The following is a 25,853-nucleotide window of genomic DNA, read 5'->3' as shown; positions in this document are numbered from 1 at the left end:
AATGACCATCCGCAATCTCGGCCTGCTGGTGGCTCTGTTGCTTGCCACCTCGGCTCAGTTTTCGCCTGCTTGGGCGAAAGACAGCGACAGTCAGCAGGTCGGGGGCGGCGATCATCAAAAGAGCGCCGTCGGAGCCGAATATGCCGCGCAATGCCAGCAGAACGGATTGCGCTGCACGCTCGTCTATGGCGATGCCTCTCCAAAGGTCGAACCGGCGTCGAATACGACAACATCGTCACCACAACGCAAGCCGTTGATGATCCCGCGAGAGCCGGTCGTCAGCGGTCCTCTGGCGGTTGCTATCGTGCTTGTCGGTCTCATCGTGGTCATCGGCTTGTGGATCCGCTTCGGAAATGGCGGCGTCTTGCTTTCATCGGCCCCACGCGACATCAAGCGGCAGGGGGAGGCGCCGGAAAGCTGGCGCACATCGGCAGACGATGCCGAGGAAAAGCCGAGCGACTTCCTCCAACGCATTGCCGCCATGGCGGATCGCAGGCAGGCGCTTGTCCTGCTGCTCAGGCATTGCCTGCTTCACGCGGCTGATGTGACGGGTACGCGGCTTTTCCGCTCGGATACTGAACGGGCGGTTTTCGCCCGTCTACCGAGCAGCATGCCCGACCGCGATCGGCTTGAAAATTTTCTGACCGCGGTTGAACTCGTTCACTACGGCGGCCGCACGCTTGCGGAAAGCCATTTCAGCGTCCTTCTGACGACCGCGCGCGGGTTGCTGTCATCAGGCAGAGTGGCCAATGCGTAACTCGGGCCCTCTTCTGTTTCTGGGGCTGTTGCTTGCGCTGGCGGCGCTGGCAGTCTTTGCGCTGTCGCGCGGCAGCGATTTCGACCGCTCAGCCCTCGGCAACAAGGGGTTGGAATCGTGGCTGCAAGCCAAGGGTATCCCTGTCGTCCGATCCGACCCTCATGTCGCCCGGGCGCGTTCGGAAATCTCGCTGCGCATTATTCCCTTGTCGATACGCCAAGGCGAGACTGTCGCACCTCAGGTAAACGAGGAAGCGGATGATGCAGGCCCGGAAAGTCCGATCCGGGAGTCAAACCGCTATGCCCTGCCAACGCTGATCATTTTGCCGAAGTGGCAGGGCAGCGTTTCAACGGATGGTATTGCCAGCAAATCGAGACTGGTCGATCTCGCCGATATCGGCAGCGAACTCGACAAGATCGGTTATTCAGATTTTGGCTTTGCCCGTAGCAGCACCGATTTTGAAGAGGCGCAGCCGCAGCTGAACCCGGGGCAGCCCATCAGTATCGCCCTCTATAAGGCACAAACCTTCGAACGGTCGAGCCTCCCGGGTGGTTGGGAGGAGCTCGCGGGCACACCGTCGGGCGCACTGCTCCTGCGTGGCGAGGACGACCCCAACATCTATCTGCTGTCGGATCCGGACCTGTTGAACAATCACGGACTGGCTCTGGCCGATAACGCCTCCTTTGCCGTGTCGCTGGTCACGCTGTTGCGCGGCGCGGGCGAGAAGCGGCCGGTCTATCTGGATACATCAGGCCTTCCTCTGGATAGCAAGAAACCGGCGGATGAGGGCCGAACCTACGAGCGCTCTGCCTCCGATTTCAAGCGGTTTTTCGCCTATCCGCTGTCCGTCATCTGGGGAGTGCTGTTTGTTGTTGCCGCTATTTGTTTCTGGCGCGGCGCCTATCGCTTCGGGCCTGCCTTGAACGAGACATCCGGAAACATCGAGCTGTCGAAGACTGCCGCGATCGACGCGACGGCGCGTCTGCTGCGCCTGTCGGGCAATGATGGCCGGATGACCGGACAGTTCGTGCTCCATCTGCTTGCGGACAAGGCGCAACTGGTCTTCGGCCCTGGAGCGGGAAACGAGGCGGGCATAGAGCGGCTGTTTCAGCGTCTGGCGCGCCGCGATCAGGCGGCGGCGAAAGCATTGCACTCGTCAGCACAGGCGCTGATCGATCGTGGACATCTGATGACGTGGGCTAATCTGCACCGCAATCTCGAGACATTCAGAAAATCGCTGGGGAGCATTGACCTTGGATCTAGGTGAATTTCGTAATCTTATCGCTGCGGTTCGTGGCGAGATCGGCAAAGCGGTGCAGGGGCAGGATGCGATCATCGATCTCGTCCTGATCTCGATCTTTGCCGGCGGGCATTGCCTGGTCGAAGGTCCGCCCGGCACGGCCAAAACCTTGCTTGCCCGGTCGGTCTCCGCCGCCATGGCGCTGCAATATCGTCGCATCCAGTTCACGCCAGACCTGATGCCCGGCGATGTTCTGGGCGTCAATCTCTTCAACTTCCAGACAAATCAGTTCCACCTGACCAAGGGCCCGGTCTTTACCGACATTCTTCTCGCCGATGAGATCAATCGCGCGCCGCCGAAGACGCAATCCGCCCTGCTGCAGGCGATGAACGAGCGGATGGTCACGCTTGATGGAACGGATTATTCCCTGGGGCCGGATTTCTTCGTGCTTGCCACGCAGAACCCGATCGAGCAGCAGGGCACCTATCCCTTGCCCGAAGCACAGCTCGATCGCTTCCTGTTCAAGCTTGTCGTCGATTTTCCCAGCCGCGATACGGAAATTGCCATCCTCTCCAAACACGCGACGCAGGCGCTGAAGTCAGACCTGCGCAATGCCGGCATCCGTCCGCTTGTCACGAGTGCCGCACTCGCTACAGGGCGGGCGCTGATCGATGCGATCCATCTGGACAACACGATCCTGACCTACATCGTCGACCTTGTGCGCGCCACGCGCTCCGATCCCGACATTCTCTACGGCGCATCCACCCGCGCAGCCGACGCCGTTGCATCGGCAGTGCGCGTGCGCGCGGCTTTTGAGGGAAGGGATTACGGCTTGCCGGACGATGTCCAGGCGTTGCTGGTGCCCGCCTTGCGCCATCGCATCGTGCTTTCGCCCTCGGCGGAAATTGACGGGCGCACGCCGGACGAGGTGCTGCGCAATATCATGAACCGCGTGGATGCGCCCCGTTAAATGCGGCCATCCTCCACTCTGATCGCGCTCGTTCTGATATCAGCCGCGGTGACAGTCTTCACCAGCGTGTGGTGGCGCGACATGAGCTATCTCCTACTCCTCATGTGGCTTGCAATCGCAGCGCTCACGGTCGCCGATCTGGTCATCTCCAACTTGGCGGGCAGGATGACGATCGATTTCGATCTGCCGCCGCAAGGCTTTGTCGGCCACACCACCGCGTTCACGGTCGGCGTACGGCCGCAGAAGGGCGTGCTGCCTCAGAAAATCGAAATCCGGCTCGATCTCGCTCCCGAGCTTGTCGTCGACGAAATCAGATGGCTCAACCCTGCATCGGGTGCCGGGGAAGGGGAGGTCAAGGCCTCTCTGGACCTTCATCTGACCCGGCGGGGACGATACGCGGTCAACGAGCTGTGGCTGAAGTGGCCATCGCGATTGAAGCTGCTCGAGATCATCGCGCGCATGCCGGTGGGCAAAGAGATCGCCGTCCAGCCCGACATATCGCCGGTGCTGTCGGGAGCGATCAAGACCCAGATCCTGCCGCTGGAGGCCGGCCAGAAGGATTTGCGGTTGCGTGGCGAGGGATCGGAATTCCACCAGCTGCGGGAATTTGCTAGCGGCATGGATCCGCGCAGCATCGATTGGAAGCGGTCGGCGCGCATGCGCAGTCTCGTCGTGCGCGAGATGCGGGCCGAACGAAACCACCAGATCATCCTCTGCGTCGATTCCGGGCGGCTGATGGGCGAACAGCTTGCCGGCTTCACGAAGCTCGATCGCGCCATCAATGCGGCGCTCGCCATGTGCTGGGGTGCAGGCCTTGCCGGCGATCTCGTCGGCTTCTACAGCTTCGACAGCCGTCCGCGTCTGTTCATGCCGGCCTTGCCCGGACGAGCGGCCTTTCCGCGGCTGCAGACGGTGTGCGCCGGGCTGCGCTACGAAACCCAAGAGACCAACCATACCTTGGGACTGACCCACCTGTCCGGACGCCTGAAGCGACGGTCGCTGGTTGTGATATTCTCCGATTTCGTCGACACCATCACGGCGGAGCTGATGATCGAGAACATACAGGTGCTCGCCCGGCATCACTTCGTCGTCTATGTCGCCTTGCGCGATCCGATGCTCACGAAGCTCATCGAACCCGAGGAAACGACGCTCGATGCCGTCGCTCGCTCGGTTGCGGCACGCCAGATCCTTCACGAAAGGCGCGCCGTCATGGAAAAGCTGGCGCGTCTCGGCGTGCTTTGCCTCGATAGCACGCCGGAGGCACTGACTTCGGATCTCATTGCGCGCTACATCGAAATCAAATCCCGTGAGATGATATGATGGATATCGGTATCGACGGCAGGATGGATAAGGGCGCGACAGTCAATGTCGGCGCTGTCCAGAACGATACGCTTCGTTCGGCCCGCTTCCGGTTGGAGCGCGAGGCACACTGGCGTCAACTGGACGAACTCGTGACGCGTGCCGAGAAAGGGGGCGCAGCCGCGCTCGGCTATGATGAGGTCCGCAATCTCGCCAGCGGCTACAGGCAGGCGATGAACTCGCTGAGCGTGGCGCGCGATATTTCTCTCGATCGCGCCCTGATTGCCTATCTGGAAAGCCTCTGCGCCCGGGCCTATCTCGTCGTCTACGCCCCGCAGGAAAGCCTGGGCGGCCTGATGAGGCGCCTGCTGTCGCACGGCATTCCCCAGGCCGTGCGTCGCTCGGCCCTACCTTTGTTCATCGGCTTCCTGGCGCTCATTCTGGGGGCGGCTGCCGGATACAGGCTCTGCGCCAACGATCCGAGCTGGTTCTATACCTTGGTGCCGCCGGAGATGGCCGACCAGCGTACGCCTGATGCCTCGACCGACTACCTCCGTTCGACCATCTATGGCGATGAAGGGCATGACAGCGACCGGCTGGCCGCATTTTCCGCCTTTCTCTTTTCCCACAACACCACCATCGTCATCCTGATCTTCACCCTTGGTGTGTTCGTGTCGGTGCCGAGCTTCATCCTGACCTTTTACAATGGTCTGATCCTCGGCGCGTTCTTCGCGATGTTTTATCGCAGAGGGCTGGGCTACGACGTCTTCGCCTGGCTCTCGATCCACGGCGTGACCGAGCTTGCGGCCATCGCCATTGCTTGCGCGGGTGGGGCAAGGCTCGGACTTGCCGTTCTCCTTCCAGGTGCCAGAACACGAAAGGAAGCCTTGCGCCACCAGGCGCATGATGCCGTCAAGCTCGCCATCCTCGCAGGGCTGATGCTTGTCGCGGCAGCCTTCATCGAAGGCTTCCTGCGCCAGTTGATACAGAATCCGACCTGGCGTCTCATCATCGGCTGGGGGATGGGCGTCTGCTGGGTGGGCTGGCTGCTGCTTGCAGGCCGCGAAAGCAAAGCGTCGCGTGAGGCGGTGCGATGAACCGGACAGACAAGGACGGCAAGCGCGTCGAGCAGTTCATCCCGCCGGAGGGCGTCCCGATCACCTTCGCCATTGCCTCGCTCGGAACCCGTTTCGGCGCGCAATTCCTCGACATCGTCTTCACCACAATCATCATATTCATCTGTGCCACCGCCATCATCTTCACAGGCGTGCTGCCTATGACGGCGGAGGCGATGCTCATGGTGCTGCTCGGTTTTTTGGTGCAGATCCCCTATTACATCCTCTCGGAACTCATCTGGAACGGACGCACGCTCGGAAAAAGAATAACGGGCATCCGCGTCATCAATGTGGACGGACGGCGGCTTACGCCGCACCAGGTGACCGCACGCAACCTGATGAAACAGGTGGAGATTTTCGCCCCCATGGGCCTTTTGGCTTCGATCGACACGCAGTCGGCCTGGGAAAACGGTCTGACGAGCCTCTGGCTTCTGGCAGTGGTCGTCGTTCCCTTCACCAACCGGCGCCGGCAAAGGCTTGGCGATATCATTGCCGGCACCCTGGTGGTCGACACTCCGCGCTCCGTGCTGCTGTCCGACCTCGCGCTGTCCGCCCCCGCCGCCGCGTCGACGCAGGCGGAGTACGAATTCTTGGCCGAACACCTCGATGTCTACGGCAAATATGAGCTGCAGACGCTGGAGGACGTGCTTCGCGACTCGACAAAGACGTCCAACCATAAAGAGATCGAACAGATCGTGCGAACCATTACCCGGAAGATTCGGTATGAAGACACCGTGAAGCCCGGCCGGGAGCTGCACTTCCTCAACGAGTTCTATCGCGCCCAGCGCGAGCATCTGGAGAGCTTGAAGCTTTTCGGCACGCTTCGCGAAAACAAATATCATGAGCATTCGCGAACAGAGGCGAAGAAACTTGTTTGATGCGACGTAGTTTCCGAAACAACGCGCCTTCTACGGCAAAAACAGCACGTTGTACTGATCGACATCGCCCGGCAGATCCCGCACCTTCATCTCCACCTCTCGATCCTCGAAGAGGACGAGGCAATCCTCGTAGAAGCCTGATAGCATTGATATGAAGGCTTTCGTTGCCTCTGCTCCGTAGAAGAGCGGCGTGAACTCCATATAGAGCGGCACGCGGCGGGCAAGCAGCGGCTGCATCGACCGGCAGGCGACCGGCTCGTAGCCCTCGATATCCATCCAGACGAGACCGATCGCAGCCGGGTCGATTGAAAGTCCGGCAAGGATTTCGGGGACCGGCTTCACCGGCACGCTTATCTTCTTGTCCGTCGGGCTCTGGCGAATGGCGCTGCTCTTGCCGTGATTGTTGAGGTTGAGGAAAAAGTCGATCTCGCCTTCGTGCTCGCCGGCGGCGCAGTTAACGAGGCGGACCTTCTCCTCCAGCCGGTTCTGGCGGATGTTAAGTTGAAGCAGCGGGAAATTGCGTGGATCGGGCTCGACGCTGACGATCTTGGCGTAAGTGCCGCTCAAGGCGAAATAGACCGTCTGGGTGCCGATATTGCCGCCGATCTCGAGCAGCGTCGCATCCTTCCTGAGCAGGCCGCGCTCGCGCAGGATGACGATCAGCCGGTCGACGGCCTCGCGCTCGAAATGGCCCTTCCGGAAAACCTTGCGGCCGATATAGTCGGCGGGCGAGAAGGTCATCAGATGGTCGCCAGCGTCGACCGTGATCGAGACGACGCGCGGGCCGATATTCTCGATCAGCAGGCGGCGGCCGAAGCGGGTGTCGAAGAAGCGCGAAGCGGCGGCATTGCGCGCCTTGCGCAGGCGGCGGCTCCAGTACTTGGTGGTCAGCCAGGGCTTGCCGGGCATCAGGCTTTTCCTTCGAGCGGTTCTGCCGCTTTCTCTCTCGGAATGACGTAGACTTTCAAGGGCAAGGCCCGGCCGCGCACACTGATTTCACGGCTTTCGATGCCGGCGAGGTCAGCACCCGAAAGGTTCGCCACCGGTTCGGAGATGACGATCGCCGCCTCGAACTCCTTGGCAGCACTTTCCAACCGGCTCGCAACATTGACGGTATCGCCGATCGCCGTCATGCTGCGGACCCGACCGTATCCCATCGTGCCGACGACGGCCGGGCCGGTGTGTATGCCGATGGCGATGCGCAGCGGCAGTGCCAGTTCATCGGCCAGTTCGGCGGCGAGTTTTTCGATCTCGGCGACAATCGCTGCTGCCGCGTTGAGCGCCTGGCGGCAGGCTTCCTCCGGCGTGGTGTTGAGCCCGAAGAGCGCCATGGCGCCGTCGCCGATGAACTTGTCGAGCCGCCCGCCCGCCTGCTCCACCGCCTTGCCGATGATGGCGAAATAGCGGTTCAGCAGGAAGACGACATCGAAGGGCAGGCGGGTTTCCGTCAGTGTGGTGAAATGGCGGATATCGACGAAGAGGACGGCGATCTCGCGCTCGCGGCCGGGGCTCGTCTCCTGGCTGTTGGCAGGAAGTGCAGCCTCGATCGCCGGCACGAGAAGCGGCGCGACCGCAACATCGCTGTTTGGACGAAGCTGGCAGGCGAGCCGGACATCCGGGCCGGCATTGATGCGCCTCAGCGTCGTCTGTTCCATCTTGTCGGGGGCCGGTAGGCTGTCGTAATCGCCAAGGATCTGCACCCGGCAGGTGGAGCACTGGCCCTTGCCGCCGCAGACCGAATAATGCGGCAAGCCGCCGAGCCGGCTCGCTTCCAGCACCGAGAAGCCGCGCGGCACACTGATCACCTCGCCGCCCGGATAATGCACGGAGACCTGGTCCAGCCGTTCCTTCAGCTTGCGGCGGGCGCGGGCGACGACGACGATGAGCAGCGAGGCCGAGAATGCGCCGTAGAGCCCGGCTCGGATCATGGCGACCTGACGATGAACTTCCGGGTTTGAAGCGTAGCGGGTGTTGACGCCCTCCTTGTAGGCGCTGATCGTCATTGCCTGCTGGTAGGACGGATCGGCGAGCGTGCGGCCCATTTCAACGAAGCCGAGCAGCGCGAGCACCGGCACGAGGATCGCAAGGGCCAGCAGCAGCGGCGCAAAGTCCGGATACCAGGGCCGATAGCGCAGCCAAAAATGGATGCCGATGCAGCCGTGGATCCAGACGGCGACGACACCGAACACCTGCCGCACGCCGTTTGTCGGGTTCCTGATCCACAGCGAACCGACGACCGTTTCGTAGTCATCGATGTAGCCGTAGAACTCGTGGGCAATGCGCGTACCGATGACGTGATCCATAAGCAGCAGCGGGATCATCAAGCCGAGCACGATCTGCGCCATTTCCCCCTTCGGCATGACGAGGCTGCGGCGCATGTAGATGGCGCGCAGCACCAGTGCGATATGGATGAGGACCGACGAATAGAAGATGGCGGTCCCCAGAGGATTGCGCCAGATCGCCAGAAAGAGGTGGGCGGCTTTATCGGCGGCGGCGACGGAAATCAGGCCAATCGCATGGTTCGACAAATGCAAGAGGACGAAGATGAAAATGACGAGGCCGGAACCGAGCCTCGCCCTTCTGATCGTACGTTCCGAAAAAATCCCTGTGGCCGAGACCGTCGTCATTCATTCCCGTTCTTGTCGATGTAACTGCAGGCCCATAGAGATTGAGAAAGAGGCGGAATTGCTTCGATCGCGATCACATTCCATATGCTTATGCGCAAGTTTTAGGGAAAGGGACAATAGCGGAATTTTTCGTGATAGCACGAGTGTCAGTTGTAGACGGTCTGTCTTACGTGAGGTGTCAATGCGGGTGGCTTTCTACGCGCCGATGAAATCGCCGAACCATCCGGTGCCATCGGGCGACCGGCTGATGGCGCGGCTGCTGATCCGGGCGCTGGAGCTTGGCGGACATCAGGTCGACATCGCCTCCGAATTCCGCACCTATGCCTCGACACCGGAGGCGGCAGCCGCGCTCGAACCCGCCATCTCCGCCGAGCTGGAGCGGCTGCGGCTGACATGGAAATCTGGGCCGCGACCGGAACTCTGGTTCTGTTATCACCCCTATTACAAATCGCCCGATACCTTCGGGCCGGCGATATCAGCCGAATTCGCGATTCCCTATGTCACCGCCGAAGCCTCCTACGCGGCAAAACGCGACCGAACCGGCTGGGCAGCATCACAGAAACGCGTGGGCGAGGCGATCATGCAGGCGGCGGTCAATATCAGCTTCACCGAGCGCGACCAGGCCGGGCTCACAGCCGCCTTTCCGCAGGCGCGGCTTGCCGGGCTGAAACCCTTCATCGACACGGCGCTGTTCGAGAGGGCGTCGCCGGCGCCCGATCCGCACCGGCTGATGACGGTTGCGATGATGCGGGCCGGCGACAAGATGGACAGTTATGCGATGCTCGCGAGAGCATTGCGGCTGATCGAAGAACGCCCGTGGACGCTTGCCGTCATCGGCGATGGTCCGATGCGCCAGGAGGTACAGGCGCTGTTTGCCGATTTTCCCGGCCGCATCGAATGGCTGGGCGAGCGGAATCCCGTCGAGATCGCCGAACTGCTTGGGCATGGCGGCCTCTATGTCTGGCCCGGCTGCGGCGAGGCCTATGGTCTTGCCTATCTGGAAGCCCAGGCCGCCGGCCTGCCTGTCGTTGCGCAGGAAACGGCAGGGGTGCCAGCGGTGGTCGAGGCTGGGGTGACCGGCCTGCTGACGCCGGATGGCGATGTCGCCGCCTATGCCGAGGCTGTGACCGCCTTGCTTGACGACAGGCAAAGGCGCGACGCCATAGGGCAGACGGCGCGGCGCTTCGTGCTTGGGCAACGCTCGCTTGCGATGGCGGCGCAGGTTTTGAACGGAATTTTGCGGGACAATGCAGGAATAGGAGTGACGTGATGACCGACGGGATAGCCTGGGACCCTCTGTGCCGCGAGCTTGACCGCTGGCAGGCTGCCGGCCGCGTGGCGCGGTTCTGGCTGCGCGATGACGACGCCGTCGAGCCGACGCCGGCGCTGGAGACGCTGATGGTACTGGCGGGCGAAAACGATATTCCGCTGACGCTCGCGGTTATTCCCGGCCTGACCGGTGAGGCCTTGGCCGCGCGCCTGGTGGAGGAAACAGCCATCACTGTTGTGGTGCATGGTTGGTCTCATACGAACCATGCAGGGCCTGAGGCGAAGAAGCAGGAACTCGGCGGCGAGCGGCCGGCGGATGCCGTGCTCGGCGAGTTGCGTGAAGGGTTCCGGCTGCTGGAGCGACTGCATCCGGCTCGCTTCCTGCCGATGCTGGTGCCGCCGTGGAACCGGATCGATGCTGCCCTCATCCCGGCGCTGCCCGAGCTCGGATTCGCAGCCCTTTCGGTCTACGGCCGGGCAAGGCGGGACGGTCCGGTGCCGCTGCTCAACACCCATGTCGACATCATCGACTGGCACGGCACGCGCGGCGGACGGAGCGAGGCGGAATTGGTGTCCGAGCTGGTGGCGGAGCTTCGCGATCGGTTTGTCGGCAGCGAGGAGCCTGTTGGCGTGCTCACCCACCATCTGGTGCATGATGCGGCGGCGTGGGATTTCCTGTCGGCCCTGTTTGCGATCACTGCCCGGCATTCCGCCGTCCGCTGGTCGGCGGCGTCAGCACTTCTCGAGACTTAGAACACTCGCGGAAAGCAGCGATCACGCGTGAACTCGCCCGAGAAACTCTCGCATGAGTGCTACGACGTCATCGAGATGCGTCTCGAGCAGCCAGTGGCCGCCGCCGAGCAGATGCAGTTCGGCGTCCGGCAGATCGCGGAGATAGGCTCGCGCTGATTTTTCCGGCATGTAGTGGTCGTTCGGACCCCAGACAATCAAGGTCGGCGGCCGGTATTCGCTGAGGTATTTGCGGTGTTCCGGGAACCAGGCCCGGTTCTCCTCCAGTCCGGCGATCAGGTCTATGGCGATTTCCTTGCGCCGCGGCGTGATCAGCGACCAATGTAGTTTCCAGAGATCTGGCGGGATCGTATCGGCCAGATGGGGCGACAGATCGTTGAGGAATTCGTGCCTGAAGGCGGCCTCGCTGACCGCCTCCGCCAGCACCTTTCTCATCTCCGATCTTGGAAGCGTCCACGTCGCCTCGATATCCGCATACTTCGGTCCGAGGGCGTCTTCATAGGGAATATCGCCATTCTGGATGATCAGCGCCACGATGCACTGGGGGATTCTGATCGCCAACCGCGCACCGATAGGCGAGCCGAAGTCGTGGAGGTAGAGGACAAACCGGTCGACATTCATCGCACCGATGAAGGCCTCCAGCCAGACAGCGTATCCATCGAAGCTGTAGTCGAAATCATCAGGCGTGCCGCTGTAGCCCGCACCCGGGAAATCCGGCGCAATCAGGCGCCAACGATCGGCAAGGCGCGGCATGAGATTGCGAAATTCATAGGATGAGCAGGGATATCCGTGCGGCAGCAACAAGACCGGCGCATCTTCTCGGCCGGCCTCGCGGTAAAAAGTCTCGACGCCTGCAACCGTCATCCAGCGATGTCGGACGAGAGTGGCCATCGGAAAGCTCCTCAGAATCGTTCGTCGTTCTCTTCACCTTCGGTCTTCGTCATACTGCTCGGCGCCTTCCACCGGTCGCAGCCACGGCTCGCGGCGTTTGACCCAGAGTTCGTAGCTCGGCACCAGAGGCGTCGGCGCCTCGGACAGAATGCCAAGCTTGATTTCCGCCTCCTGGTCGTCGGCGGAAAACAGGCGCGAACCGCAACCGGTGCAGAAATGCCGGCCTTGAAACGCGGCGGTTTGCCCTGAATGTTCGAATTGGCCGGCGGGCCAGATCCCATAAAAGGTAAAGGCCGAACCGCTTTCTTGCCTGCAATCCGTGCAATGACAGATTCCAACGCGTAAGGGTTCGCCCCGGACAGAAATGTGCACCTGCCCGCAGAGACACTTTCCGGAAAGCACGGTCATAACGGATGCCTGTTTCGTTGATTTGCGCTGCCGGAAAAACGGTCTGGCCCAGCATCGGTTCCGCTGTGACGTCGCAGGCATGCTCGGTTCGACGTAGTCGAAGAGCCTCGGACTGGACAGGATAACGGAGGCCCTTAGCGGAGCTGCTAGATCACCACGATCTGATTGTCGCGCGCGGCAAAGGATTCGGGGAAGGCTGCCTGCGCTTGCATTTCCATCTGCGCCAGCTGTTCGTCGGTGCGGGAGGGGGCGTGGTGGAAGAGCGCGAAGCGCTTGGTGCCCGCCATTTTCGCTAGCTCGGTGCCATGCTGCCAGGTCGAATGGCCGAAGCCCTTGAAGCGCTGCATCTCGTCTTCATTGTAGGTGCAGTCGTAGACGACGAGATCGGCGTCCCGCATCATCTCCAGCGAAACCGGATCATAGCTGCCTGGAATATGCTCGATATCATAGACGAGAGCGACCGAGCGGCCCTGCCATTCGATGCGGTAGCCGATGGCGCCGCCCGGATGGTTCAGCATGAAGGTCTTGATCTCGATGCCCTTGTGAGGGGTCAGCACCTGACCGGCATGGAAATCGCGGAAGTTCATCGTCGCCTGGCAGATGTCGGTCTTGACGGGAAACCAGGGCGGGCTGATGAACTGCTCGACCATTTCGCGCGTGCTCATCTTGCCATCGAGATGGCCGGACCAGATGTTGACGTTGATCGAGGGGTAATAGATCGCCTTGAAGAAGGGCAGGCCGATGATGTGGTCGTAGTGGCAGTGGCTGAAGAACAGATCGACGTCGCTGACGCTGTCGGCGATCATCGATAGCCCAGCCTCGCGCAGGCCGGAGCCTGCGTCGAAGATCATCCGATGTTTTCCGCAGCGAATTTCGATGCAGGAAGTGTTACCGCCGTAGCGATCGAACTCGGGGCCTGACACGGGAATACTGCCGCGGACGCCCCAAAATTTTACCTGAAACAAATCTGTCGTCATCGTTCTTCAAACCGGCCTTCCCACGTCGCCATCGTAGTCATTGTTCATCCCGATGCGAAGCAGTAGAATTCCACGGGTTTGCCTGCGGCCCCTTTCATTCTCCTAACCGCTAGCGGAAGAAGAAGTAGATTTTCCTAAGCAATCGGCTTTCGCTTCGGAAAGCAACCCAGTATGGTTGGTTTTCGGTAAACGGGCTGCTGAGGGCGGGGACATTTTCCCGTACGTCATGCTTATTAGATGGTTGCGCGCGATTGAAAAAACAATTGCCGCCCTGTTGAGCCGAAAAATCCAGTTTTAGGAGCAGCGCGAAAAGCCGCGCCAAAGGGCTTGGCCCCACAGGCATTTGGCGCTGTATTGTGGTCAGGCCCTGCTCGACCCCAGTCGCATCCGCGTTCTCCGGCCAAACCAGCATCATATGAGGAAATTCTAATTCCTATTCTGCGAATGCTTCCTTGATTGAGAATGCCAGAAAGAGATATATCCGACGATACAGAAAATATAAGAGACTCGCCATGTTGCAGCCGGTTATCAACGAGACCATTGCCGAGAGCAGCTACAGGCGCATTCGAGCCGACATCATTTTTGGTCGGCTGACCCCCGGACAAAAGTTGAAGCTGGAAAGCTTGAAGGAGTCCTACGAGACCAGCATCAGTACACTTCGAGAAGTGCTCAATCGGCTGTCGTCCGAGGGGCTTGTCGTTGCCGAGGGACAAAAAGGTTTCGAAGTATCTCCGGTGTCCGTTTCGGACCTCAAGGAGACAGCGGCACTCAGGCTTCTCCTGGAAACACATGCGCTGGAGCAGTCGTTCGTGCATGGCGACGTGGAGTGGGAAGCTCCCCTGGTATCAGCGCACTACAAATTGGCGCGGATGGAACAGGTGATGGCATCCGGCGACACCAGCAGGGCAGAGGACTGGAAGCGTTACGACTGGGAGTTTCACCAGGCGCTGATATCCGCCTGTGGATCGAAACTGTTAATGGAGACGCACTCGGTGATCTTCGACAGATATCTGCGATATCAGATGGTCGCCTTGTCCTATCGAGGCGATGTCGCGGCCAATGAACATCAGCAGCTTTTGGATGCGGCATTGCGACGTGACGCAGAGACGGCCAAGCGGGTGCTTGTGCTGCATATCCAGGGCGGGGTCGAACATGCGCTGGCAAGAGGGACGCTGAAATAGAAATGATCCGGACGTGTCTCTTCGAGCTTCAGGTCTACCAACTCGGACATTTCGGCAAAACCAGGAAAAGCCATGCTCAAGCAAGTCCATGACCCGGCTGAAACAGTAAGCGATGTCGTCTTCCGGCAAATCCGCGAGGATATCATATCAGGGACATTGCCTCCGGGGGCCAAGATCAAGCTGGAGCAGGCAAAGGAGCGCTACTCCATCGGCATTTCATCGCTGCGCGAAATTCTAAGCCGCCTGACGACGGAGAATCTCGTTGTTGCCGAGGGCCAGCGTGGCTTCGAAGTCAGCCCTGCTTCGCGCCGAGAACTCCTCGAGCTAGCCGACCTCAGGATCGTTCTTGAAACGCATGCGATCGGCCTTGCCTTCGCTGCGGGAAATCTCGAATGGGAGGGGCGCATCGTCGCCGCACACCACAGGCTGGCCGCTGCGGAACGCAAGCTCCTTGCCGGCGACATCTCGCGGACCGTCGACTGGGTCCGATACGACTGGGAGTTCCATCAGGCGATCGTCTCGGCCTGCAATTCAGCGACACTGATGGCGACATTGTCATCCGTCTTCGACCGCTTTCTCCGCTACCATATGCTGGCCGAGAGTTTTCGCGGAAAGCCTGTTGTCGATGACCATAGGCTTCTGTTCGAGCTCTCCATTCAGCGTGACGTTGCTGGTGCAACCGAGGTCGTCAGACGGCACGTTCAAAGCGGCGTGGAGCATGTGCTCAAGAGCGGCCGGATTGCCTAAAACATGGCTCAAGAGGCGTCTTTCGGAATTCCTTCTGGACGCATCTGTTTCTTCAACGCGGCGATCCGGAAAATAGCGTTCGGCGCGCCGTATCCGCGGTATCCGCGGCGCTCGACGATCTCGAAAAAGAAACCTTCTCCATATGTTCCGCTATAGAGCTGGAAATATTCGCCATGCTCGTCTCGGTCATAGAGGATGTTTTCCGCCTTCAGCCGCTCGGTCAGGGCCGGATCGAGGCCGAAGCGTGCTTCGACGTCGTCGTAATAGTTCGGCGAAATGTGCAGTGATCTGAAACCGCAAACACGAAGGCTTTCGGCGGTTGCAAAGATATCGTCGGTCAAAAACGCCAGGTGCTGTATGCCGGCCCCGAATTTCTCGGCAATGAAATGCCCCGCCAGGGTGCGGCGATTCTCGGCTCCGTTCATGGTAATGCGCAGCGCGCCGGACTCGTTTTCGACGACTTGGCTGCGGACCACCCCGGCTGGATCGATGATGTCGACCATCGGGGTCTTCCGCGTCTCGAAAATGGACGTGTAGAACAAAAGCCAGGTGAGCATTTCATCGTAACCGACCGTCTGGGCGAGGTGATCAATGCGCAAAAGGCCTGCAGACGGCGCGTCGCTGTCGTCCGTAACCGGCTGAAAGTCGATTTCGGAGAAGCGACCCAATGCGCTCTTGTCGTCGATGAGATAGACGATCCCACCTCCCACGCCCCGAATGGCAGGCAGCACAAGCTCACCCTCCGCGACGGGCTGGGTGAATGGCTCGGCATCCAAGGCGAGTGCGCGCTCATATGCCTTGACGGCATCGTCGACGACCAGGGCCATGGCATATGCAAAAGTACCGTGAACGGCGTAGGCAGCGTTGGCGAATCCCGCCTGATCGACATTGACGAGGATCCGTATCTCGCCCTGCTCGAAAAGAGAGACTTTCTTCGTGCGGTGGACCGCAGTCCTCTTGAATCCGAGAGTGCGCAGCAATGCAACCAGCTCGATTTCATCGTCCTCATCGGTGGCAAACTCGACGAAGCCGACCCCCTTTACGGAGGGCCTCTCCGGCATCGCCGCTCCGGTCATGCTTCCGATGCCGAGATGGCGTCGTACCTGATCGCCAAGGTAGATCAAGGAGCGATGGCCATCGGCCGCAATCGCACGCGACAAACCACCTCGAAACTGATCGTTGAAAATCTCCAGGGAGAAATATCCATCATAACCTGTCGCCGCGACGGCTTCGGTGAACGCCGTGACGGGAAGGTCGCCTTCACCCGGCATATTTCGGAAGTGGCGGCTCCAATAGAGCAGGTCCATGTCGATCAACGGAGCATCGGCAAGCTGGACGATGAAGATTTTCTCTTTGGGAATCGAGCGGATGGAATTGACGTCGATCTTACGCGACAAGGTGTGGAAGCTGTCGAGGATAAGACCGACATTCGGATGATCGGCGCGACGCACGATCTCCCAGGCGTCGCGGTGGTCGCTGATGTGGCGACCCCAGGCAAGCGCCTCGTAGCCCACCCTCAGTCCACGCCTGGCGGCACGTTCGCCGAGTTCGCGGAAGTCGTCTGCTGCCCGGTCGATGCCGCCGATGGCTGCCGGCGAGACGTTTGAGCAGACGAGCACCAGGTCCGTTCCCAGCTGCTGCATGACGTCGAACTTTCGTTCCGCACGGTCAAATGTGCGGCTTCGCAGCGGCTCCGGCATGCCCTCGAAATCACGAAATGGCTGAAACAGGGTGATCTCCAGGCCATGGTCGCGGACGAGTTTCCCGACATCAGCCGGGCTTCCGTCGAAGGCGAGGAAGTCATTCTCGAAGATCTCGACGCCATCGAAGCCCGCCTGGGCGATCGCCTCGAGCTTCTCCGGGAGTTCGCCGCTGATCGTTACAGTCGCAATCGAGGTCCTCATGTCAAAGCCCTTCCGATATCCGTGCGAGATTAAACGAGCGCCGAAGACGACGATGCGTTCCAGAAAACCGCTCGCTACTATTATGGCAAATGTCGTGAGGAATTCAAATAGCGTGTCTTATTATAAATTCTCATATGATTTCGAAAAACTCTGTTGATTTGCGCGCTCGTCTCTGGCAATCATTGCTCTCACAGTCAAAAGGTGAGGTGGCTGTCCGGTCGAATGACCGCAAAGGAGGAGGAATTACATGTTCAAGTCTTTGCTAACGCGCCGAAATGCGATGCTCGGAGCCGCGGCCCTGGTGGCTGCCGTCACCCTGGCGCAACCGGCAGCCGCCGTCACGCCTGACGAAATCAAGGCTCGCGGCAAGATCATCGTCGGGATTCAGGGTGACAACCCGCCCTGGGGCTTCGTGACCAGCGGAGGCAAGCAGGACGGCCTCGATGCCGACATAGCGACGCTGTTCGCCAAGGAACTGGGCGTTACCGTCGAGTTCGTGCCGCTTGAAGTCAACAACCGCATTCCCGCACTGACGGCCGGCCGCGTCGACGTTTTGTTCGCGACGATGGCAATGCTGCCGGATCGCGCAAAGGCCGTGCAGTTCAGCAAGCCCTATGTTGCCAACGCCATCGTTCTGATTGGTCCGAAATCCGCAGAGATCAAGACGAATGCCGACATGGCCAAGTACACGGTCGGCGTGGCCAAGGGTGCAGCTCAGGACACGCAGGTCACCAAGAACGCACCCCCAGGCACGACCATCCGACGCTATGACGGAGACGCCGCAAGCGTCCAGGCGCTCGTGTCCGGCCAGGTCGAGACACTTGGTGGCAACATCTTCTATATGGATCGGGTGGAGAAGGCCCGTCCGGGCGAATTCGAAAACAAGCTTGAGTTCCAGAAGCTCTATAACGGTGCTTGCACGCGTCTCGGAGAAAAGGAAATCAATGCGGCGATCAACACCTTCATCGACAAGATCAAGGCCAACGGCGAACTCAAGGCAGTCTACGACAAGTGGATGAAGGTTCCGGTCCCGGAATTCCCAGCTAGCCTCGAGGGCATTCCGTTCGCCGCAAACTGAAAGCTCCATAAACCGAGCATTTAGCCGTGGAGGCGGGCGTCCCTAGTGATGCCCGCCAACGCTACCATCATGTTTCGAGACCGGCTTCGGCCCGCGTCCGGGAGCGCGATCATGAACAAGCCAATCTTTGTGCTCAATGGACCGAACCTCAATCTTCTCGGTCAGCGCGAGCCGGCGATCTATGGAACCACGACGCTTGCCGACATCAGGCAACGCTGCGTGACCAAGGCAAAGGCGCTCGGATTCGACGTCGAGTTTCGGCAGACCAATTTCGAGGGCGAACTCGTCGAAAGCGTGCACCAAGCCCGGACTGACGCCTGTGGCATCATCATTAATCCTGCCGCTTATACGTTCACATCGATCGCCCTTCTCGATGCGTTGAAAATGTTCGACCCGCCGAAGATCGAACTGCATATTTCGAATGTTCATGCGCGCGAGAGCATCTACCACAATTCGCTGATCTCGCGCGTTGTCACGGCCATCATGATCGGCTTTGGAGCCGACGGCTATGAACTCGCTGTCCAGGCGATGGCAGGCATGGTCAAGCGGGACTGAACTTTCAGGAAGACGGACCGAAGGATCGCCATGAACTATAAGTTGGATTTCACCCCGGTCATAGATGGCCTGCCGAGCCTTCTGCTTGGCTGCCTCGGGACATTCTTGCTTGCCATTTGTGGGATGCTGCTGGCGATCATCATCGGAATTGGCGGCGTTGCGCTGCGCGACTCTGCTCTCAAGCCTGCGCGATGGCTGGTCATCGCCTTCGTCGAATTGATCCGCAACACGCCTTTTCTGGTCCAGATCTTCTTCATCTATTTTGCGCTTCCGCTCACCGGCATCAGGCTGGATCCGACGCCGACGGCGATTATCGCGCTCGGCATCAACGGGGGTGCCTATGCCATCGAGATCATTCGCGGTGGCGTTCAGTCGATCCCGAAGGGACAGATGGAAGCGGGTCTGGCGCTTGGTCTGCACAAGGCTCAGGTTTTCCGGCTGATCATTCTCAAGCCGGCATTGCGGGCGATCTATCCGTCCCTGACCAGCCAGTTCGTCCTCCTGACGCTGACCACCAGCATTGCATCGGCGATTTCGGCCTACGAACTGACTTCCGTTTCGCAGCGCATCGAGTCGGAGAGCTTCCGCAGCTTCGAGGTCTACTTCACGGTCACGATTTTCTATTTCGTGATCTCCTGGCTGATGATGCGCATCTTCGCGTTGTTTTCGGCGCGCTACTTCAAATATCCGGTCAAGTAGGAGGAATTCCATGGGTCAAGAAGAATTCGTCTTCCTCCTGATCGGCTTGAAATGGACCGTGGTCCTGTCCGCTGTCGGCTTTGTCTGCGGCTGTATTTCAGGGCTCGGCATCGCTCTTGCCCGTGCCTCGGGCATACCGCTGCTGGAACGCCTGACGGCTGGCTATATCGCCGTCTTCCAGGGAACACCCCTGCTGATGCAGCTTTTCGTCGTCTATTACGGCCTGGCGCTGGTGGGGCTGATGCTCGATGCCTGGGTGGCCGTTGCCATCGGCCTGACCCTGCATGCCAGCGCATATCTGGGCGAGATCTGGCGCGGATCGATCGAAGCGGTTCCGCGCGGCCAGACGGAAGCGGCAAAGGCTCTCAGCCTCAGATATGTGTCGCGCATGAAGGATGTCATCCTGCCGCAGGCGCTGCGCATCTCGCTGCCTGCCACGGTCGGTTTCCTCGTGCAGCTGATCAAAGGCACCTCGCTTGCATCGATCGTCGGCTTCACCGAGCTGACGCGCGCCGGCAACATCATCTCCAACCAGATCTTCCAACCGCTGACGGTCTTCGGCATCGTCGGCATTCTCTATTTCCTGATGTGCTGCCCACTGACGATTCTTGGCGCGCGCCTCGAACGAAAGTTTGCCGTTTCTGCGCGCTGATCCCCATCCCTGTTCTTCGATGCGATCCAGCCGCCAACGTGGAGTTCATATGATGACCAGTCCCAGTCCTGCTCAAGGCGCAGAGACCATGATCACCATGGAGCGGGTGGAGAAGTGGTATGGCGCTTTTCAAGCCCTGCACGACATCAACATATCGGTTCGTAGCGGCGAGAGGATCGTCTTGTGTGGGCCTTCCGGCAGTGGGAAGTCGACGCTCATCCGCTGCATCAACCATCTTGAGACCTACGAGAAAGGTGAAATCCGCGTCGGCGGAATTCTTCTCGGTAATCAGGCCAAGACCATCGATGCGATCCGCCGTGAGGTCGGCATGGTGTTCCAGCAGTTCAATCTGTTTCCGCATCTGACCGTGCTGCAGAACTGCATGCTGGCGCCGATGAAAGCTGTCGGCGTCGGTAAGGCGGAGGCCGAGGAACGGGCACGCGGCCTGCTCGAGCGGGTCAAGATCCTGGAGCAGGCCGACAAATACCCGGTGCAGCTTTCTGGTGGCCAGCAGCAGCGCGTGGCCATCGCCCGCGCGCTTTGCATGCGGCCGAAAGTGATGCTGTTCGATGAGCCGACGTCGGCGCTTGATCCGGAGATGGTCAAAGAGGTGCTGGATACCATGATAGCGCTGGCCGATGAGGGCATGACGATGATCTGCGTCACGCACGAGATGGGCTTTGCCCGCCAGGTCGCCGATCGCGTGATCTTCATGGCCAGCGGCGCGATCGTCGAGGAAGCCCCGCCCGCCGAGTTCTTCACAAACCCACAGCATGAGCGAACCAGGAAATTCCTCGGAGAAATCCTGCGGAAGTAAGGGGTCTCAAGGTCGATGCGTCTGACAAATACACCTCTGGCAGATTCTGGGAGCCGGCAATGAAGCCGCTGGAGATTGCAGTCATGGGAGCCGGCCTCATCGGCATGCGCCACGTCGAGCGAATTATCTCCGAGCCCGGAACAGTTCTCTCGGCGGTGATCGATCCATCTGACGCCGGGCGTGACTTTGCCGAGACTGTCGGCGCCCGATGGTACCGGAACTTCTTAGACATCCGCCTTGAGGACAGGCCTGACGGCGTCATCGTGGCAACGCCGAACCAGCTCCACGTCGAGAACGGAATGGAGATCGTCGCTGCCGGCATCCCTGTTCTGATCGAGAAACCGATCGCCGACGATGTCGATGCCGCGGCCGCACTGGTTGCAGCCGGCGAGAAGGCAGGCATACCGCTGCTGGTCGGCCATCACAGGCGCCACAATCCGATGATCCAGGCGGCCAAACAGATCGTCGATGGCGGAAGGCTCGGTCGGATCATCACGGTGCACGCCACCTTCTGGGTCGCCAAGCCCGACGAGTATTTCGACATCCCCTGGCGGCGCGAAGCGGGCGCCGGCCCGGTCTTCGTCAACCTGATCCACGATATCGATCTCTTCCGATATCTCTTCGGCGAGGTTGAAGCCGTCCAAGCGATGGAATCACACGCCGTGCGGAACTACGCCGTCGAGGACACGGCTGTCGTCACGCTGCGTTTCGAAAATGGGGTGCTTGCCACCCTCAACGGCAGCGATGCTGTGGCCGCGCCCTGGAGCTGGGAAGCGACCGCCGGCGAAAACTCTGCCTTTCCCCACTATGACCAATCCTGCTACCAGATCGGCGGCACAAAGGGTTCGCTCGGAATTCCTGATCTAACACTATGGACGAGCCCTTCGAAGCCCGATTGGCTGGAGGAGCTTGCCCAGGAGCGCGTGCCTTACGCAGCAGCCGATCCCCTTTGCGTTCAGCTCAGACATTTTTGCGACGTCATTCGTGGCGATGCCACGCCTCTCGTGAGTGGCCGGGAGGGCCTTGCTACTCTCAGGGTCATCGAAGCGATCAACAGATCGGCGCGCTGGGGGCAGATGATCCACCTCTCCAAGGCCAGCGCCGCTTCCGACCCCCAGAAAGTCTGACCACATGATCACCGGGACGACCAAACTCATCGCTCACCTCGGCTATCCCACGGAGTCCTTCAAGGCCCCGCTGATCTACAATCCGTACTTCGAGAAGAATGGAATTGATTCCGTCGTCGTGCCGATGGGCTGCAGGCCGGAGGACTATCCGGCATTTCTGAAGCTTCTGTTCCGGCTATCCAATATCCACGGTGCTCTCATCACGATGCCGCACAAGATTTCGACGATGGCGCTTCTCGACGAAACGTCGACCAACGCGAAAGTCGCCGGCTCGTGCAATGCAGTGCGTCTCGCTTCGGACGGCAGGCTGATCGGTGACATGTTCGATGGCGAGGGCTTCGTTCGAGGAGTGTTGCGCAAGGGCAAAAAGATCGAAGGAGCCCGTGCGCTCATCGCCGGTGCCGGTGGCGTCGGTTCGGCGATCGCGGCATCGTTGGCACAGGCGGGCGTCGCCCATCTTGCGATCTTCGACGCCAACGAGACGACCGCGGCCGCGCTGCTCGACAGGCTGAAGAAATACTATCCGCATCTTGAAGTGACGGTCGGCTCCGTCGATCCTGAAGGTTTCGACATTGTCGTCAACGCGACGCCTCTCGGAATGCGACGGGGTGATCCGCTGCCCATCGATATCGACCGCATCTCGCCTTCGACCTTCGTCGGCGAAGTCGTGATGACGAAGGAGATAACCCCTTTTCTCGAGGCCGTGCGAGCGCGCGGCTGTGCGTTTCAGGTTGGGACCGACATGTTATTCGAACAGATCCCAGCCTATCTCGAATTCTTCGACTTCCCGACGACGACGGCCGACAATCTGCGTGCCATCGCCAAGCTCGGATGATGTGCACTCAAAGCGAGGCGGTGATGCCGCCATCGACGGTCAGCATGTGGCCGTTGACGAAGGAGGAGGCATCCGAGGCCAGGAAAACGGCGGCGCCGACAAGCTCCTTGACCTCGCCCCAGCGGCCGGCAGGCGTGCGGTTTTCCAGCCAGGCGGAAAACTTCGGATCATCGACGAGCGCCTGGTTGAGCGGCGTGCGGAAATAGCCTGGCGCGATCGCATTGATCTGCAGGCCGTATTTCGCCCAGTCGGTCGCCATACCGCGCGTGAGGTTCTTCACCGCGCCCTTGGTGGCGGTATAAGGCGCGATGCCGGGACGGGCGAGTTCGGCCTGGACGGAGGCGATGTTGATGATCTTGCCGCGGCCGCGCGCAATCATCGCCTGGGCGACCGGCTGGCTGACATAGAATAGGCTCGAGACGTTGGTCTTGAAGATCTCGTCCCACTTGTCGACCGGGAAGTTCTCCAGCGGGGTGCGAAACTGCATGCCGGCATTGTTGACGAGGACGTCGATCGGGCCGATCTCCGCCTCGATATAGGCGATGGCGGTGCGGCTGGCTTCCGGATCGGTGACGTCGAAGGCGGCGCTGACGGCATGGCGATGGCTGCGACGGATATCCTCGGCGGCGGCCTCAGCCTTCTGCGCGTTGCGGCCGTTGATGATGATCGAAGCGCCATGCTCGGCAAGCCCGACCGCCAATGCGCGGCCAATGCCCTGACTGGAGCCGGTGACGAGGACGCGGCGGCCGGAGAGATCGAAAAGGGGAAAGGTCACGAGGCTGCTCTCATCTTGGGAGGTCAACTTGAAAAACGTAGCACCGGGTGCTACTTTTAGGCATTCAGAACGGCTTTCAGACCGGGTGGTTTATCAAGGCAGCTCGCAAAGCGCGGATATCGGATTCCGTATTATTGAAAGCTATCAGGCAGGTCGCGGAAGGCAAGGCAGTTGATCTGGGCGGCGTCTGGAGATCGAACATGGCAAAAAGAATTAAGTACAAGAGTGATGCGTTCGAGGCTATTCACGCGTCCGCGAAGGCTATGCATAAGATAGGAACAATCGACAAGGAAACGATGCGCTCCTTCGACGAAAGTTGCCTCGTTTCGCCGGGCGTTCTCGATCCTGAAGAGATCAAGGCACTGCGGGAAAGCAATCACGTCAGCCAGCCGGTTTTCGCACGATATCTGAATACCAGCGAATCCACCGTGCAGAAGTGGGAAAGCGGTGCCAAACGGCCGAGCGGGACAGCGTTGAAGCTGCTCTCGATCGTGCAGAAGCACGGACTTCAGGTTCTGAGCTAGGCCGTTCCAAGCCTCTTGATATTCCCCGTAAGCTCCCCGGCGAGCCGCAGGCTGGCGGCGGTTGCCATCGTCATTTGCGGCAGCAGCAGCCATTCGAGCGTCCAGGCCGCGCCGGAGCGTTCCTGTTCGTGGACAAGGGACTGGTGGATGCCCGATAGAACAGTGGCGTTGAAGCGAGCGAGCGAGACGAGGACCTCGGCGGAAACGGGGTTCTGCTTGTGTGCCATCGCCGACGAGGTGCCGCCGCCCGAGATTTCGATCTCATCGCCGGCCTGGGCAAGCAGCGCGATATCCTGCCCCATCTTGCCGAGATTGCCCGATATCGACGAAAACAGGCCGGCGATATCGGCGATCGGCAGGCGCCCGCTCTGCCATTGGGGTGCGTCGGTGAGGCCGAGTTCCTGTGCGAGCGAAGCACGGATGGCTGCGGCCTGCGACCCGAGCTTGTCCAGCGTGCCGGCCGCTCCACCGAACTGGACAGGAAAACTCTGCTCGGTCAGGCGATCGCGATAGGTCGTCAACGGTGCGTGCCAGGCATTGAGGCGGTCGGCGACGGTGATCGGGATAGCCGCCTGCATGCGGGTATGACCTATCAGCTGGTTCCGGCCGAACTGGCCGTCCAGCGCATCGAGCCCAGCGGCGATGGCGGAAAGCCGGCCGGCAAACAGGAAGACGACGGCCTTCAGGCGGATCATCAGGCTGGTATCGATGACATCCTGGCTGGTCGCGCCGAGATGCAGGCTTTTTGCCGCTTCCTCGCCGACATCAGCGCGCAGCTGTTTGACGAGGTCGGGAACGACGACACCGTCCCTTGCCGTTGCCGATCGAAGACTGGACACATCGGGCGAGAAGGCGGCGCAGGTGTCAATGATGCGCCGTGCCGCTTCGGCAGGGATCAGGCCATGAGCGGCTTCAGCCTTTGCGAGCGCGGCCTCGAAGGAGAGCATGGCTCGGATATCCGCCTCGGCGGAGAAATAGGGCGCGATTTCATCGTCGCCGAGCAGGCCGGAGAGGAAGGGGTGGTCGAAGGGCGATGCGGTCATGAGCGTCTCGGTTTGTGGTGGCGGCCCCCTCATCCGGCTGCCTCTCCCCTCGGGGAGAGAGGGTAGAGTGAGGGGAGGCTACTTGCACGGAGCGCTTAGAACAAGCCGCCGGCATGCAGACCCTCAGATATCGAGAAACACCGTTTCCTTCGGACCCTGCAGATAGATATCGAAATGACAGATCGCGCCGTCGCGCGTGGCGACCATCGTTGCGACGCGCTCGCGATGTTCGATGCGCGAAAGCAGCGGATCGGCGGCGTTGGCCCCCGTCTCCTCCGGGAAATACATGCGTGTGTGCAGGCCGATATTGATGCCGCGGGCGACGATCCAGAAGGTGACGTGCGGGGCCATTTTGCGACCGTCCTTGAAGGGAACGCTGCCGGGCTTGACGGTCTCGAAGCTATAGACGCCGTCCTCAGCACGGGTCGGGCAGCGGCCCCAGCCGGTGAAATTGGGATCGGCGGCACCGCGCATTTCCGACGGGCTGTTGTAGAGGCCGGCGCTGTCGGCCTGCCAGATCTCGATGACCGCATCGCGCACCAGCGCGCCAGCGCCATCGAAGATCCGGCCGGTGACGGTGATACGCTCGCCGAGCGTCTTGTCGTTGACCATCTCGATGCCGAGATCGGTGTCGTAGACGCCCGAGATGTCGCAGAAATTCGGCGTCAGGCCGATATGGACATAGGGGCCTGCCGTCTGCGACGGGGTTTCCTTGAGATAGCCGAGCTGCTGCAT

Annotated in this window: 28 protein-coding genes; 18 read left to right on the top strand and 10 right to left on the bottom strand. The window is 60.5% G+C overall.

Going from position 1 to position 25,853, the window contains the following annotated elements:
* The first annotated feature begins 1 nt into the window (after position 1).
* From AC1D2N_RS04430 to AC1D2N_RS04405, 6 genes are read left to right on the top strand one after another with little or no spacing between them, the layout of a single operon-like run.
* The gene (locus tag AC1D2N_RS04430) at positions 2–757 is read left to right on the top strand and encodes a hypothetical protein (protein WP_115156714.1); all 756 of its coding nucleotides are present in this window, start codon (positions 2–4) and stop codon (positions 755–757) included.
* Complete coding sequence (locus AC1D2N_RS04425) at positions 750–2,024, top strand: hypothetical protein (protein ID WP_130653804.1); 1,275 nt, start codon at positions 750–752, stop codon at positions 2,022–2,024. The genes AC1D2N_RS04430 and AC1D2N_RS04425 overlap by 8 nt, the downstream gene beginning before the upstream one ends.
* Positions 2,011–2,967 (top strand): AAA family ATPase, encoded by a 957-nt coding sequence (locus AC1D2N_RS04420; RefSeq protein WP_018246275.1) that lies wholly within the window; start codon positions 2,011–2,013, stop codon positions 2,965–2,967. Before AC1D2N_RS04425 ends, AC1D2N_RS04420 begins: the two co-directional genes overlap by 14 nt.
* Positions 2,968–4,287 (top strand): DUF58 domain-containing protein, encoded by a 1,320-nt coding sequence (locus AC1D2N_RS04415; protein ID WP_130653803.1) that lies wholly within the window; start codon positions 2,968–2,970, stop codon positions 4,285–4,287.
* Positions 4,287–5,363 carry a stage II sporulation protein M gene (locus tag AC1D2N_RS04410; RefSeq protein WP_130653957.1) on the top strand — a complete coding sequence of 359 codons (1,077 nt, stop codon included), beginning with the start codon at positions 4,287–4,289 and terminating at the stop codon, positions 5,361–5,363. The genes AC1D2N_RS04415 and AC1D2N_RS04410 overlap by 1 nt, the downstream gene beginning before the upstream one ends.
* Complete coding sequence (locus AC1D2N_RS04405) at positions 5,360–6,259, top strand: RDD family protein (RefSeq protein ID WP_115156710.1); 900 nt, start codon at positions 5,360–5,362, stop codon at positions 6,257–6,259. Before AC1D2N_RS04410 ends, AC1D2N_RS04405 begins: the two co-directional genes overlap by 4 nt.
* 30 nt (positions 6,260–6,289) lie before the next feature.
* Here AC1D2N_RS04405 and AC1D2N_RS04400 read toward each other — a convergent pair whose 3' ends face one another.
* Both AC1D2N_RS04400 and AC1D2N_RS04395 read right to left on the bottom strand, forming a co-directional pair.
* Positions 6,290–7,168 (bottom strand): FkbM family methyltransferase, encoded by an 879-nt coding sequence (locus AC1D2N_RS04400; RefSeq protein ID WP_115156709.1) that lies wholly within the window; start codon positions 7,166–7,168, stop codon positions 6,290–6,292.
* Complete coding sequence (locus tag AC1D2N_RS04395) at positions 7,168–8,886, bottom strand: adenylate/guanylate cyclase domain-containing protein (RefSeq protein ID WP_113541674.1); 1,719 nt, start codon at positions 8,884–8,886, stop codon at positions 7,168–7,170. Before AC1D2N_RS04395 ends, AC1D2N_RS04400 begins: the two co-directional genes overlap by 1 nt.
* A gap of 181 nt (positions 8,887–9,067) precedes the next feature.
* Here AC1D2N_RS04395 and AC1D2N_RS04390 point away from each other — a divergent pair, with 181 nt between their 5' ends.
* Positions 9,068–10,156, top strand: coding sequence for a glycosyltransferase family 4 protein (locus AC1D2N_RS04390; RefSeq protein WP_047618278.1), 1,089 nt, complete (start codon positions 9,068–9,070; stop codon positions 10,154–10,156).
* Entirely contained in the window at positions 10,156–10,908 is a 753-nt protein-coding gene (locus AC1D2N_RS04385) for a polysaccharide deacetylase family protein (RefSeq protein ID WP_115156706.1), read from the top strand. Before AC1D2N_RS04390 ends, AC1D2N_RS04385 begins: the two co-directional genes overlap by 1 nt.
* Before the next feature lie 21 nt (positions 10,909–10,929).
* Here the strand turns inward: AC1D2N_RS04385 and AC1D2N_RS04380 are convergent, their stop codons facing one another.
* The 4 genes from AC1D2N_RS04380 to AC1D2N_RS04365 all read right to left on the bottom strand — a co-directional run bounded on the left by AC1D2N_RS04380 (position 10,930) and on the right by AC1D2N_RS04365 (position 13,596).
* Entirely contained in the window at positions 10,930–11,796 is an 867-nt protein-coding gene (locus tag AC1D2N_RS04380) for an alpha/beta fold hydrolase (protein ID WP_115156705.1), read from the bottom strand.
* A 33-nt stretch (positions 11,797–11,829) separates the two neighbouring features.
* Positions 11,830–12,204 (bottom strand): GFA family protein, encoded by a 375-nt coding sequence (locus AC1D2N_RS04375; protein ID WP_065276171.1) that lies wholly within the window; start codon positions 12,202–12,204, stop codon positions 11,830–11,832.
* A 146-nt stretch (positions 12,205–12,350) separates the two neighbouring features.
* Positions 12,351–13,181, bottom strand: a complete 831-nt coding sequence (locus AC1D2N_RS04370) for an MBL fold metallo-hydrolase (RefSeq protein WP_113541671.1) — start codon at positions 13,179–13,181, stop codon at positions 12,351–12,353.
* Between the two features lie 109 nt (positions 13,182–13,290).
* On the bottom strand, positions 13,291–13,596 hold the full coding sequence (locus AC1D2N_RS04365; protein ID WP_065276484.1) for a hypothetical protein: 306 nt from the start codon (positions 13,594–13,596) through the stop codon (positions 13,291–13,293).
* A 97-nt stretch (positions 13,597–13,693) separates the two neighbouring features.
* On the opposite strand from AC1D2N_RS04365, the gene AC1D2N_RS04360 reads away from it, so the two are divergent.
* Together AC1D2N_RS04360 and AC1D2N_RS04355 are read left to right on the top strand one after the other, a co-directional pair.
* On the top strand, positions 13,694–14,362 hold the full coding sequence (locus AC1D2N_RS04360) for a GntR family transcriptional regulator (protein ID WP_065276485.1): 669 nt from the start codon (positions 13,694–13,696) through the stop codon (positions 14,360–14,362).
* A 72-nt stretch (positions 14,363–14,434) separates the two neighbouring features.
* Positions 14,435–15,109 carry a GntR family transcriptional regulator gene (locus tag AC1D2N_RS04355; RefSeq protein WP_065276486.1) on the top strand — a complete coding sequence of 225 codons (675 nt, stop codon included), beginning with the start codon at positions 14,435–14,437 and terminating at the stop codon, positions 15,107–15,109.
* 8 nt (positions 15,110–15,117) lie between these two features.
* Here AC1D2N_RS04355 and AC1D2N_RS04350 read toward each other — a convergent pair whose 3' ends face one another.
* Positions 15,118–17,013 carry a bifunctional sugar phosphate isomerase/epimerase/4-hydroxyphenylpyruvate dioxygenase family protein gene (locus AC1D2N_RS04350; RefSeq protein WP_065276487.1) on the bottom strand — a complete coding sequence of 632 codons (1,896 nt, stop codon included), beginning with the start codon at positions 17,011–17,013 and terminating at the stop codon, positions 15,118–15,120.
* A gap of 247 nt (positions 17,014–17,260) precedes the next feature.
* On the opposite strand from AC1D2N_RS04350, the gene AC1D2N_RS04345 reads away from it, so the two are divergent.
* The 7 genes from AC1D2N_RS04345 (at position 17,261) to AC1D2N_RS04315 (ending at position 22,776) form a co-directional block, all read left to right on the top strand.
* Entirely contained in the window at positions 17,261–18,091 is an 831-nt protein-coding gene (locus AC1D2N_RS04345) for a transporter substrate-binding domain-containing protein (RefSeq protein WP_113541669.1), read from the top strand.
* Positions 18,092–18,202: 111 nt separating this feature from the next.
* Entirely contained in the window at positions 18,203–18,646 is a 444-nt protein-coding gene (locus AC1D2N_RS04340) for a type II 3-dehydroquinate dehydratase (protein WP_065276489.1), read from the top strand.
* Between the two features lie 30 nt (positions 18,647–18,676).
* Entirely contained in the window at positions 18,677–19,345 is a 669-nt protein-coding gene (locus tag AC1D2N_RS04335; protein ID WP_018246292.1) for an amino acid ABC transporter permease, read from the top strand.
* A gap of 10 nt (positions 19,346–19,355) precedes the next feature.
* Entirely contained in the window at positions 19,356–19,997 is a 642-nt protein-coding gene (locus AC1D2N_RS04330; RefSeq protein WP_065276490.1) for an amino acid ABC transporter permease, read from the top strand.
* 52 nt (positions 19,998–20,049) lie between these two features.
* A complete protein-coding gene (locus tag AC1D2N_RS04325; protein ID WP_025397739.1) occupies positions 20,050–20,814 on the top strand; it encodes an amino acid ABC transporter ATP-binding protein in 765 nt (254 codons plus the stop codon).
* 59 nt (positions 20,815–20,873) lie between these two features.
* The gene (locus AC1D2N_RS04320; protein ID WP_130653801.1) at positions 20,874–21,941 is read left to right on the top strand and encodes a Gfo/Idh/MocA family protein; all 1,068 of its coding nucleotides are present in this window, start codon (positions 20,874–20,876) and stop codon (positions 21,939–21,941) included.
* 4 nt (positions 21,942–21,945) lie between these two features.
* Positions 21,946–22,776, top strand: a complete 831-nt coding sequence (locus AC1D2N_RS04315) for a shikimate dehydrogenase family protein (RefSeq protein ID WP_130653800.1) — start codon at positions 21,946–21,948, stop codon at positions 22,774–22,776.
* Positions 22,777–22,783: 7 nt separating this feature from the next.
* Here AC1D2N_RS04315 and AC1D2N_RS04310 read toward each other — a convergent pair whose 3' ends face one another.
* Positions 22,784–23,551 (bottom strand): SDR family oxidoreductase, encoded by a 768-nt coding sequence (locus tag AC1D2N_RS04310; protein ID WP_130653799.1) that lies wholly within the window; start codon positions 23,549–23,551, stop codon positions 22,784–22,786.
* A gap of 47 nt (positions 23,552–23,598) precedes the next feature.
* On the opposite strand from AC1D2N_RS04310, the gene AC1D2N_RS04305 reads away from it, so the two are divergent.
* Positions 23,599–24,075 carry a helix-turn-helix domain-containing protein gene (locus AC1D2N_RS04305; RefSeq protein ID WP_281032827.1) on the top strand — a complete coding sequence of 159 codons (477 nt, stop codon included), beginning with the start codon at positions 23,599–23,601 and terminating at the stop codon, positions 24,073–24,075.
* On the opposite strand, the gene AC1D2N_RS04300 is transcribed toward AC1D2N_RS04305, so the two are convergent.
* Both AC1D2N_RS04300 and pcaG read right to left on the bottom strand, forming a co-directional pair.
* Positions 24,072–25,118 (bottom strand): 3-carboxy-cis,cis-muconate cycloisomerase, encoded by a 1,047-nt coding sequence (locus AC1D2N_RS04300; protein WP_130653798.1) that lies wholly within the window; start codon positions 25,116–25,118, stop codon positions 24,072–24,074. The genes AC1D2N_RS04305 and AC1D2N_RS04300 overlap by 4 nt on opposite strands.
* Positions 25,119–25,241: 123 nt before the next feature.
* Positions 25,242–25,853, bottom strand: coding sequence for a protocatechuate 3,4-dioxygenase subunit alpha (gene pcaG, locus AC1D2N_RS04295; RefSeq protein WP_130653797.1), 612 nt, complete (start codon positions 25,851–25,853; stop codon positions 25,242–25,244).

The sequence above is a fragment of the Rhizobium sp. P1_B8 genome, from assembly GCF_056406515.1.
Note: the sequence above shows the minus strand (reverse complement) of the source record. Positions and strands in the feature narration are given on the sequence as shown.